At 58.0% G+C, this 11,674-nt stretch carries 9 protein-coding genes; 2 read left to right on the plus strand and 7 right to left on the minus strand.

What is annotated here, in order from left to right:
- Window positions 1–652 precede the first annotated feature (652 nt).
- The 5 genes from UP10_RS31575 to UP10_RS31600 form a co-directional block, all read right to left on the minus strand.
- Window positions 653–1,330: a hypothetical protein gene (locus tag UP10_RS31575; RefSeq protein WP_245321989.1), complete on the minus strand. Its 678-nt coding sequence runs from the start codon at window positions 1,328–1,330 to the stop codon at window positions 653–655.
- A gap of 290 nt (window positions 1,331–1,620) precedes the next feature.
- The gene (locus UP10_RS31585) at window positions 1,621–2,055 is read right to left on the minus strand and encodes a hypothetical protein (protein ID WP_082077341.1); all 435 of its coding nucleotides are present in this window, start codon (window positions 2,053–2,055) and stop codon (window positions 1,621–1,623) included.
- Window positions 2,056–2,106: 51 nt separating this feature from the next.
- Window positions 2,107–5,466, minus strand: coding sequence for a CHAT domain-containing tetratricopeptide repeat protein (locus UP10_RS31590; RefSeq protein WP_044591118.1), 3,360 nt, complete (start codon window positions 5,464–5,466; stop codon window positions 2,107–2,109).
- Between the two features lie 236 nt (window positions 5,467–5,702).
- Entirely contained in the window at window positions 5,703–5,969 is a 267-nt protein-coding gene (locus UP10_RS46530; RefSeq protein ID WP_349643989.1) for a tyrosine-type recombinase/integrase, read from the minus strand.
- A gap of 147 nt (window positions 5,970–6,116) precedes the next feature.
- Window positions 6,117–6,536, minus strand: a complete 420-nt coding sequence (locus UP10_RS31600) for a DNA/RNA helicase domain-containing protein (RefSeq protein ID WP_197086945.1) — start codon at window positions 6,534–6,536, stop codon at window positions 6,117–6,119.
- Between the two features lie 1,066 nt (window positions 6,537–7,602).
- Here UP10_RS31600 and UP10_RS31605 point away from each other — a divergent pair.
- Window positions 7,603–8,073, plus strand: a complete 471-nt coding sequence (locus UP10_RS31605) for a DUF2182 domain-containing protein (RefSeq protein ID WP_245321991.1) — start codon at window positions 7,603–7,605, stop codon at window positions 8,071–8,073.
- Window positions 8,074–8,324: 251 nt separating this feature from the next.
- Here the strand turns inward: UP10_RS31605 and UP10_RS31610 are convergent, their stop codons facing one another.
- Window positions 8,325–9,560 (minus strand): NAD(P)/FAD-dependent oxidoreductase, encoded by a 1,236-nt coding sequence (locus UP10_RS31610; protein WP_044591120.1) that lies wholly within the window; start codon window positions 9,558–9,560, stop codon window positions 8,325–8,327.
- 210 nt (window positions 9,561–9,770) lie between these two features.
- Window positions 9,771–11,303 carry a group II intron reverse transcriptase/maturase gene (gene ltrA, locus UP10_RS31615; RefSeq protein ID WP_502692203.1) on the minus strand — a complete coding sequence of 511 codons (1,533 nt, stop codon included), beginning with the start codon at window positions 11,301–11,303 and terminating at the stop codon, window positions 9,771–9,773.
- A gap of 45 nt (window positions 11,304–11,348) precedes the next feature.
- On the opposite strand from ltrA, the gene UP10_RS44660 reads away from it, so the two are divergent.
- Entirely contained in the window at window positions 11,349–11,588 is a 240-nt protein-coding gene (locus UP10_RS44660; RefSeq protein WP_044591365.1) for a hypothetical protein, read from the plus strand.
- Window positions 11,589–11,674: the final 86 nt, after the last annotated feature.

Consider the following 11,674-nt stretch of genomic DNA (forward strand, 5'->3'; position numbering starts at 1 on the left):
TTCCATCGCCGTGATCAGGATCGACACATCATGATCAAGATCGGTGCGCGGCAAAATTATAAGACTACCCGTCTGCTTCGCCGGCTCTCGACCAGCAATGATCATGCTCGCCCTCGCGCCACCATCGATAGCCGTCGTGTCGTTCGACCACCGCTGCGCGACTCCAATTCCGCATCTCGTGACCGGCCGACCGGGCTCGTCGCCTCACCGGTCGTCTTCCAAACAGGCATCCAACGTACGTCGGCAACAGACCGCCAGCATCGAAATCCCCATAGCGTCTGACGCCCCACACTGCCACACCTCCCGCGGTTGCCTCCTTTGGAGGTTTGCGTACGCCGGCCCCCGGTGTCCGCCGCGCCACCATCATGGGGCCGGCATCCGAAAACCTTCACAGAAGCAGCCGTTCGCTCATTGAAAATTATGGAAGAACTCGGCCGGCCGTCAAATGCTGTGAACCTGGAACACGTTCTTGGCGATATCCAAACCGATCGTGGTAATTTGCAAATCGACGGCTCCCCTCATGTGATTCTTCTCCGACGAACCACCCTACGGCACTTCGATGCCGGGAGCGGGCGCCGTCCACCACATCAGAACCGGAAGTCGCTGTTACCAAGCGTATCGCACGACGTCCGTGCCGGCCACTCGCTCGTTTTCAACCCAGAACACCTTTCAGCCCGGCATAAAGAGAACCGACGGCCGTCACTGTCACGCCAATCAACGGGCCCGCGGTTTGGATAAAATCCTGAATCAGGCGCGCCCTGCGGCGAAGCTGCTCGTCGCCAACGTGCTCACCCAGCAACCGCGCAATCTTGAAGGCAGCTGCATTAGGTTTGCCACGCTGCGCAAGTATATTCGGCAACACCTGAAAGATCAGAGCTCCCAGGATATTACCCGACACGAAGGCGAGCAGAATACTGGAGCCATACTCGATGACTTCTCGCCATTCGACCCAGGAGCCCGGCACGATCGGTACTTGATCATGAAGCCCAGTTATCGTTAGCATTGACGTCACGCTCAGAGCAGCGGTCGCAAAGCCCAGCGCCAGCGCCCCTTCAAGCCAGACCTTGTTTAGTGGATAGGCCATGAACCCGAATAAAAGCGGGATGATCACCGATGCAAGCCGAAGCGGGAGCGGTGAAATGTTGAGTACGATCGTGACCATCACGTGCACGCTCACCAGAAGTAGCGTAGGAATCACGGCGTACACAATGATATGAGAGAGAAAGTATCGTAGCGGATTCCTGTTTCGCTCGAGTCTGGTGTTGACGCGATCGAGATCGTGCCTCAGCTTTTCCAATTCCACCACAATATCCTGGATTTCGAAAAGCATCGGGCGAACCACGCGCAAGTCTCGCGCACAGTGCTTGCACGCAATGGCCTCATCCTTGATCGTTTCGGCACAAAAAGGGCATTCCATCGGTGGCTATCGGGACCTTCTGCGGTTCATGATTATCTCGATCTCTTGTTTCGCGCAGCGTAGTTCCTCACGAAGAACGTCGCGCTTGCGGAGAAGATCGTCGCGCTCGGCCAGCAACGTGGCCGGTAGCGCGATGTCGCGCGCGCAATTGATGCAGACCAAGGCATTGTCTGGATTTTCAGACCGGCAAAACGGACAGGGGATCATGGCGAGGACACGACCTTTAAATTGAAGCTGATACTGCCGGGACGTCCGTCACTGTCCTTGACGTCGACGCGAACCATGTATTCGCCGGGTGGCATCTCCGTGTCCGGGATATCGAGCCCGCTGGGTTGGACGAACGGCTTAATGCGCGGCGTAAGGTCGACATTGGGTGTGCGGAGAAAGGTCATCTTCACAGATTCCGGATCAATCTTCGCGCCGCCAAACGCTTCGAACTTCAACTGAAGGTGCAATGGCGAATGCGTCGTATCGCCCGGTGAAAGGAACTCAACCTTTGGTCCACGCAGGATCCCGCGCCTGTCCGCTACGATGGCACCCTTCGGCGGTGGGAGTTTTGCTTCTTGCTCTGTAATGAGCTGCGTCGCGCACGCGTGGCCTGAAATTGCAATAACCACCGCAACGCAGCTCAGCAACATCGTTCTCTTTAAATACTTTCTCAAAGTTATCCTCCGGCTCGGCGCGGCCAATCAGCGAGCGCCGCCATCACCGATGATCGTGTAAGGCGCCCAGAACAACGGATGCGCGTAGGCAAATTCTGTTCTGCCGTCGCTGCTGAGATAGCCTGGCCCGTCGACGAGGGCCATCATCGCTTGCCGCAACGCTTCACTGCGAGTCAATTTCGGATCGTCAGCCTGACGCTTGAACAGGTCGGTCATCAGCTGCCTCGCTGACTGCGAGTGTACTGACCAGTTTGTGACTAGCAATGCCCGCGTCCCGGCATAGAAGAACGCACGGCCCAGGCCGGTGGCTGCCTCTGCACCGGCCACGACTCCCGCTCCTGTGTTGCACGCCGACAGAACGACCCAGTCGGCGTCGAGCTTCAACGAAAGGATCTCCTCCATCGTGAGTAGACCATCCCCATCAGTATCCGCAACCGCGGGCGCCGATAGGGCGAGCGCGGGTTGGGTCAAGCCGTCAAGTTCGCCGGGAACCAAACCATGCGTGGCAAACGCGATCACTTTGAACTTTGACAGATCGGTCGTCTTGACGTTCTTTTCGTTTGCAGCCTTGCCGAGATAGAGCACCTTGGTCGGATCCGTCTGCAGTGCGAGCGCTACCGATTTCAGTTCGGCCGCGGTGTCGGGAAGTCGTGGAAGCTGCGCGAGTTGCATACTGTCGACCCCTTCCAGCTTGGGGCTGTTGCGCCGCTTCAGCGGCATTCCGCGGGTGACATTGGAGGTGTCGGCCACTTGCGCCGCAGTTTCGTTCGCTTCCAGCTGCACCGCTTGGTCCTTGCTGAACAGCGGATCTCCAAAGCCGATTAATGCCTGACGCGACGCTGTGCCGGGGGGCAGCCTGCGCAACGTCAATAGAGCGGTTATCGAAGGCACGATCGTCACGGCGTGGGTCCGGGCCAGCCACGGCACTTGTCGATAGCTGGAAAACAATGGATCGTCTTCGACATTGATCTCCGAGGGCGCCGTCGGCAGCAACGATAGCGGTAACAGGCCAAGCGCGCCGTTGGTTGCGATGATCAGATTTTTGGCTGGGTTCCAGCTCGCTTCCGCTGGCTTTAGCAAAGTAGCGTACAGATCATAGGCAAGCTTCAGATCGTAGGCGGGAATATCGGAGATCATGGCCGCGGCCGGTTCGAGAGCTTCGCGAAGCTTGGCCACTTTCGAATTCAGGTTCCCAAGTGTAATATTTATGCGCCTGAACTGGACCGGTCCGTCTTTTCTGAGAATCCAGACAAAGCTGTCGAACCTGCCAAAATAGAAAGAGAGAAGGACTTCGTCGTTCGTGAGCACATTTTGCAAGTCCGCAAAACCCGGCGCTGGAGGGTTGACCAAATTCCCGTAGTCCGGAAATTTCTTCGCAATGTCCTTCAGTATCAGCGTGCGTGTCGTTTGCAGCCGGGCAATCTCGGCCTGGGTGTCGGTGAGCGCCTTCCCATCACGTTCGGGCGTCGGCAAGCTCAACAGGATATTGAGCGCGGCTACGGCCGCGCCAATTTTTTTGTCGGTGTCCTGTGAGGTACGCACCAGCTGCGCCAACTCAGGATTTTTGGCCGCGGAACGTGCTGAAGACGCCTGCAGCGCTCGCTGAACCGATTGTCCGCGCAGTATGTCGGCGTAACCGAACGTCTCCGCCAGAATATTGTCAGGCACAATAGATGGATCGCGACTGAGCAGCCGCAGATAACTTTCGATCACGAACCGAATTCGCCCCTCGCGAGCAGCGGCCGTGCTGCCGCTGTCTTCATCTCCACCGCCAGAGGATGACAGGAGAACAGGTAAGCTTTCGCGGAAGGCTTGTAGCGCTTCGGACGTTCTGCCCTTACGCGCAAGAGCGATCGCATGAAAACCGCGCGAAAGCGCTGTATTCAGGCTTTTGTCTCCGGATCTTTGACGCTCGCGCTCGTATGTCCGCTGGGCGATTTCGAGCGCATTATCGTTGTTGCCCTCCGACAGCATGACGGCTACTCGCGCCAGACCATTACTGACGGCTTCGCGCCGCGACGGCTCCCATTTGCCGGTCCAGACATCGATCTGGTCGTAGAGCTGGGACGCCGCTCGATACTGCCCCCTGAGATTCAAAATTTGTGCCAGAAACATATTGGCGTTGACCATTTGTCCCGACTCAGGGCCGTATCCGAGCCCTCGATAGATATCGATAACCTGGCGTTGAAGTTGTTCGGCATCCGCGTAGCGACCCTGTTCCTGGATCACATAGACGAGGGTCGCGAGGACGCCTGCGGTATCCGCATGGAACTTGCCGGATTTGCTCAGACGGCTGAGCAGTGCACGCCTGACGTCGGCTTCGCCCTCGCCCACTCTGCCTTGTTTCACCTTGGCGCGCCCCTCGAGAGCCAAAGCCCAGTCAGCAGACCTTTCCAGATCTCCTTCCGGAGGTTTGCTTTCCCACTGGGAAACCGTTTTCAACGAACCTGTGTAAAGTATCGCAGCCTTGTGGTAGCCGGCCTCCGCTTCTAAAAACCGACCACGCGCTTCCTCAAGACGTGCGTTACCGTCCTCAACCAAAGCTTGCCAAGCCATCCCGTATAGCGGGAATTTTGGCCACCGCTGTGCCTCAGTCAACAACGCGCGATTGCGCGCGACATATGATTCCGCAGTATTTATGTCGCCGCTTCTCAAATAGCCGTTCGCAATTCCGAAATTGAGTACGAACAATCTTCCTTTCAACTGATTGGCGAAAGCCAGCTGCTTGGTTAGCAACACGTTGGCGCGCTTGATCTGTCCGGCTTCGCGGAGCAGCCGCATCAGCAATTGCTCGTACCGACTACCCAGGTTCTTGTAGTCGCTGCCGCCCTGAGCATTGCTGACCGCGAGTTCTGCATCGTCGAGCGCGTCGACGCGACCGATAAGCACTCGTGCTTGTGCGCGCTTGTAATAGAAGTCGGCTAGTTCGGCGCCCTTTACACCCGTTGGCACTACGGCGTCAGCCGTCGCCGCTAACGTGGCGGTCGCGGCTGGATCGGGCTTTTGCCGCTCGAGTACCGCGCTGATATCCGTAACGCTTTTCGGGGGAGCGACGAGACTGGCTGCGGCATCCCTTGCAATGTCCGCCGCATCCGGTTTTCCCTGGGAAAGCGGAGCGGATAGCTTATCTGCCGAGAACAGCGCGGCTTTGGGGTGTGCCGCGATCATCGCGCTTCTTACGCAGGATTGAACGAGTGATCTTGCCTTGCCGAAACAGGCCTCGTGTGTTCCGCCACCTTGCTTACAGGCAACATATGCGGGCTTGCCGGTCGAATTGCGGCACGCTTCTATCGCCTGATTCATCTCGAGCGCGGATGCATCGGAATTACCAAACAGCGTTGCGATGCAGAGCAAAAAAGCGGCGGAATAATTGGCAATCGCTTGCATCGTTGTCCCCTTGCAACGGGCCGAGCGCGCCTAATCCAAACACATTCCGTTCGACAACAAAAAACAGGCGCCGGTGGCTAATTTGAACGTTCTAATCTGGGTAAGACTAACTCGGCGAACCGTCGAGCGCCACCGCAAACTTCCAACAGGAAACCTGGCGATGTGCAAGCTGGCGCGATCGGCCGCGCCGTCGGCAATCCTGGGGCGGCGCCACTCTGGACCTAGCATTGCGGATTCTATCCCGGCAGCAACCCAGGTGACAAGTCCCCTCCCCGCAGATGCGCTGTCCCTGCGGCCAACAAGGACCGCTGCGTGATGCTTTCGCCGCATCTGCTCGAGCTGTTGCGCGCCGTGTTCTGCTCCAGCAGATGCGTCGCAAAGCTGTGACGAAGGGTGTGCGGGGACACCGGCTTGCCGAGCTCGGCCATCTGGGCCGTGGTATCGCAGGCGCGCCTGAGCTGGCGCGCCGTCATCGGGTTCACCGGGTTCATTCCGGGAAACAGCCACCCTTGGAGATGAGGGGTTCACAACCTTCATCAAGACAGGAGCAGCTTCTTGAGCTTTTGACGGGCAGTGCGGATTCGCACAGATGCTACGGAAGATGTCGGCCTGCGGCCAACTTTCGTCCGGCTCTCCACCTACAGCAGTTCTCAGTCAAGAAGTGGCAATCCACGCTTCGATAAGAACGCAGCCGTTCCAACGTAAAAGGCCGGCGGGCGGGTGGCGTCGATGGGATCACCTCTCGGAATGTAAATGACCATCCCCTGTCGCGCGCGTGTCAGCAGCACACGGTAAGCGTTGGTGAGATAGACCTTGCGGTTGTCATCATTGACGTTCTGCCACCGCGTGCCCGAGAACCGATAGAATTGCCATCTTTGATCGACCGACCGAAAATCGGCATCCCAGCAAACCCCGACCCAATCGAGTTCCAGACCTTGGATATCAAACTCGGTCGCAGGGTCTTCCATGTAATAGGACGATCGAACGTAATCTTTTCCGTTCAAGAACCACGTCGTGGCTTCAATCTTCTCGTCGACGATCTCGCGACGGACCGCCTTTAGGCTCGCCAACGTCCCAATCTCGTCGGCTCACATCATTCGAGAGTAGCCCACGACATCCAACGCGAGTATCGCGGTTAACCGCCGCTGAACGTGTTCATCTGGCATGACGCACCCGGGATCTCATCCAGCACATCAAAGCACAAGCGACTGAACCTGTCAGTGTCCGCAATGAGTCTCATTCGCGACGTTCTGACCGTGCACCGACTACTTTCGGTCTTCATCGATTAGCAGACATGCCAAGTGGCTGCCGGCATGTCTCAAACGGGCCAAGAAGAAACATTCCCGACCGTTCTCCTTCGAGCTATATTTCTCGCGGTAGGAAATACCCGAGGTCAGTCGATTGACGGTAAGATGCTTGTCCTAACCAACCCTCATGTGTCACAGGCGATTGCGTTGGGCATACCGCGTCCACTAAAGGCAGGGTGCTCCCGACGCTTTTTTGCGCGCAGTGCAATATGTTCTCATTCCCAACTGGCCACCGCCCATGGCACTTCGAACGCACGCTCTGACCTGCGGCCGGGCCACTGCCCGACAAGTTTCCATGCCGCCACGACTGCGCATGCATTCAGTGAAGATCGGTCTACCGACCGTTTTGCGACAATTCTCAATAGCCTGATCACGCTCAACTGCCGAAGCAGGGACGACAGACAAAAATACGACAAAAAAAGCCGCCCCTAGCACTAGCCTCGAATTCATGGACCGGGCCTCCGTGAATATTGCATTCGCGCCTCTCGCATTGGCCGTGTCAATCGCTTGCGGCGAAAAGATGATGGATTGACATTTAGCGTAAGCGTCGCCCTCAAGCCGCGCGGCTTTGAGTTCTTGACGGCGATAAGCCCAAGGGGAGGAGCTTATCGATTTCGCTGTTTGGATGTAGTCATCAATTGACGGCTTCGAATATTTCGATTTTTGGCCGAAGGTTCTGCGCGGACAAGAGAAGCCTGCGGCATGGCGCTCGTAGTCGCTTTGGTTGATATGTTGGCCTCAAGGCTCAGCGCCATTCATGATGTCATTGCATTCACGCTTTTCGCCTATGGGGTTTCAGTTCCGACTGTGGCTTGGGTCGGCACTGGAGATGTTTTGGTATCTTTTTTCGTGGGCCGCATTCAGTGGGGCCGCTACAGGGCTGCAATGGGGTCTGGAGCGCGCTGCCCTCATTCATCAGACGATGATGTGGAGCATCAATCCCATCTTTACCGCCGCACTACTAATAGTAGCCGGCCTCTACCAGCTCACGCCGTTGAAGGCTGTATGCCTGGAACATTGCCGATCTCCTGCCCAATATCTTGCGCAGCACTTTAGACCGGGCGCCGCTGGCGCCTTCCGTCTTGGTTGGAGGCACGGCGCCTATTGTCTTGGTTGCTGCTGGTTCCTGATGGCGTTGTTGTTTGCCGGGGGAGTCATGAATCTAGTGTGGAATGCTGGACTTGCGGTCTATGTACTTATCGAGAAGATTGCTCCCTATGGGCAGCTGATTGCGCGGATGGCAGGCGCAGCCATGGTGCTCGTTGGTTTGTGGGTGGCAGCGGGAACCTATGGTGCCTGAATGTGAAATAGATTTGCCTCCTCCTGATCGATGGTGATCTGGAATGTCTACGTCGGACCGTGTCGGCTATCGATACGATTTAGACAAACCCAGTAGGCTCCGTGGGCGGCGTCCATGAATGGGGCCGGCCCACTCAGTTGGGTCATTCACATTCGGTGAGCCACTTCCGGTCTCCCGCCATAAACAGACTTTGTCCGCGTCCGTCGGTATGATTCAAACGTGCCAGAAGCTGACGTTTTGAAATGCTGATTTTAAGCCGCGAACAGCTTTTCAATTGTCTCTGGCAGGAAGGCTTCCGGCGGCAGACGCTCGGGACCGATCAGCACGGCCGGGTAAGGGGACAGGCGACGCTCAGCTGCACGCATAGTCACGAGAGCCCGGCGCGCTTTCGCGTCCGGACCGAACTCCACCCTGAGTTGCCTTGCAAGACGGGCCGCGATCCTCAACCGGCGCATGCGTTCACGCCGTTCCTCGACATAAGGTGCGAAGTCGCCCTGGCTCCAGTCTCCGCCGCCGGAGAGGAGAATGTCCCTCGTCAATCGCACATCACGTAACGTAATCGAGACGCCCTGTCCGGTAATGGGATCGTTGTGGCCGGCAGCATCGCCGATCAGCACGACGCCAGGTGCCGTCGGATCGTCGATCCAATGATCCTCATTTGAAACTCCGTTCAGTGGTCCGATCGGAGTGCCTGCCGCAATCGCCTCGCCCAGCGGCAGACAGTTCAACCGAAAGGCACGGAGCATCTGGGCTTGCTTGTCGGGGCCAGCAAATCGCGCGCGGTCAGAAAAATCGTAACAAGCATAGAGGCGAACTAGATCCTTGCCCTGCGGGAAGACCAAATAATGGAGTCTTTCCTCGGTTCCGATCGCCTGCACGTCGCGGGGCCAATCCGGCACATTGGCCACCAGCATGCCGCAGATAATGCTGTGCGGCAGATCGGCTTCGACGCGAAACTCGAGCCGCTTCCTGACTTGCGAATTACGCCCGTCCGCCCCGATGACGAGACGGGGCGACAGTGTTGTCGTCACTCCGTCGTGGACAAAGGACACCGCAGGCCGAGCACCTGGGGTCACCTCGATGTGCTCGACGCCCCTGACGAACCTAACGCCGCACTTAACTGCCGCGTCGTGAAGGATATTGCACATCAGCGGATGACCAATGCACAACGCTCCTGGCGCTTCGGGATGCATCACGGTCATATCCAACGCATGCCGCTCGGCGGCATCCGACGACCAGATTTCGTCGTACAGAACGTTGCGCGAGATGCAGAGGCCGCCGTGCTCCTGCAGCAAATTAAGAAGATCGAGCCGGTTCGCCTCCGCGACGCCCCAGGGCGCTATCCATTCGCCGCGAACCCGATCAGGAAAGACAGTCTCGCGTTCGAGCACGACGATCTTGATGCCATCGCGGGCGAGCACGCTCGCCAGCGCACCACCGCCAATGCCTCCACCCACTATCACAATATCCGGCGATGCACAGGTCATCACAATTCCTGATATCGACTATCGATTGCGCAAAAATGGAATTATGGAGGAACTTTCGACGATTGACGAGAGGCAACTGCTCCGGCCCAGATCAGATGGACGAAGAAAACATTGCTCTTAGGCCAATGAAAATACGCTTCCAAGCGCCCGCTTCGGGTCAATCGCGTCGCTCTGACCCTGTGTCGGTAGCTTTCGCGGTAGGGACGCGAGTTACCTCGCGCCCCCCGCACAGATCCGTACGGGCCCAATTCGGGCATACGGCTCCCACCTTGGGTGTCTAACGGCGAAGCGACTTTGTGGCCACGGATGAAGGATTCGCGGCTTCGGAAGCCAGTCGTCTGCCAACCGCTTGATCCGCTCCCAAGTCGTCCAGTCTTTCTGGCTCCGCTGCCGCAGCGTGCGCCGCCAGAGATTGGTAACGTGGAATAGGAACGCGGTCAGTGTCGAACTGTTTGTCGGCACCGCGTGGTAGTTGAAGTAGCCGGTGACGACCTGCTGCAACCATCTTCCCTGCTGGGGAATCGGCTGATGCATGCTCCGTCGCAATTCCTGTTTGATGGCTTGCAACTTTGCTTGCATGCGGTCCCGCCGAGACTTCCGTTTGATTTGGAATTTACCCCGACGAGTTTTGCTGCAAATAAAGATGAAGCCCAGGAAGGTGAAGGTCTCCGGTTTACCGAGCCCGCGCCGCTTGCGGTTTTCCACCGCGAAGCGTCCAAACTCGATCAGCCGGGTCTTCTCCGAATGAAACGACAGTGCAAACTCCTGTAACCGCTTACGCATCTCGTCTAGGAAGCGACGGGCGTCGGTCTCGTGCTCGAAGCCAACAATGAGGTCGTCGGCGTAGCGCACGATGATCATATTGCCCGCGGCCTCACGCCGTCGCCAGCGCTCGGCCCAGAGATCGAAAACGTAGTGTAAGTAGAGATTGGCCAGAAGCGGTGAGATCACCGATCCCTGCCCGGTCCCCTTGTCACTGACCGTCACGATCCCGTCTCCCAGGACGCCTGCCTTGAGCCATTTCTGGATCAGGCGGATGATACGTCGGTCGCCGACGCGATGTTCCACAAACTTGATGAGCCACTCCTGGCTCACCGTGTCGAAGAACGAGCGGATGTCGGCGTCCAGTATCCAGTTCACCTTTGTGCTGGTGATCCCGACCACGAGCGCATCCATCGCATCGTGCGTGCTGCGTCCGGGTCGGAACCCATACGAGAACCCGAGGAAATCTTCCTCGTAGATCGCGCTCAGCACCGCAGCCGTCGCCCTCTGGACGATCTTGTCTTCAAGGGCGGCGACCGCGATCGGGCGTTGCCGACCATCCGGCTTGGGTATGTAGACCCGCCGCGCCGGTAGTGCCCGATACGCTCCCCGATGGACGCGAGCATGCAGGTCCTCAAGATTGCGCTCAAGGTGCTGCTCGTAATCCCGACATGTCAGCCCATCCACTCCAGCTGCAGCATTCTCCTTGAGTTCAGAGAATGCCTCTGCGAGGTGATCAATACTGACGTGATGGAAGAGCGCGGTGAACTTCTCCTTCTTCCTTTGCCTTGCAGCTTGCCGTATGCGCTCCAGCGCCTGTGACACGGTTCCCCGGTACTGTGCCCGGCCCGTGCTTTGCTGACTCGCATTCCCCTCGGCCCCCGCCCTTGGCTCCACCAACTCCGCCGCCGGTTGCCCGGCTTTGTTCGTCGGCTTCACAGCTACTATGACGGGGTCAGACTTCTCATGATCGTACATCATCGGCTACGGCTCCTCGCCTTCCCGACGCGGGCCAGTGCAGCACACATGCTGGTGCTGGCCGACCATGAGATCTCCCGGTTCCCACGCAAAGAGCGTGCGCACATGCCAGTGTCTAAGACCACGCCGGGCCGTCTGGGCGCTCGCGTTATCGCGCCCATCCGTGTTGCCTTCCGTCACCGGAACGACGTCGGCACCCAGGATGAGGGTACTTTCGCGGCTCAATGGCTGGCCTATGCGCTCCCCTGTCAACGCTTCGCCGATGCCCTCGCGGGCTTCTGCGCATGACTCGGGGTCGATGCGGTTCGCTACTCCTTCATCGTGATGGACTTGCACCATCTACTCCTTGCCGGTCTCCCGGCGCACTCCGGTCT

This window comes from Bradyrhizobium sp. LTSPM299 (assembly GCF_000938235.1).
GTDB lineage: Bacteria > Pseudomonadota > Alphaproteobacteria > Rhizobiales > Xanthobacteraceae > Bradyrhizobium.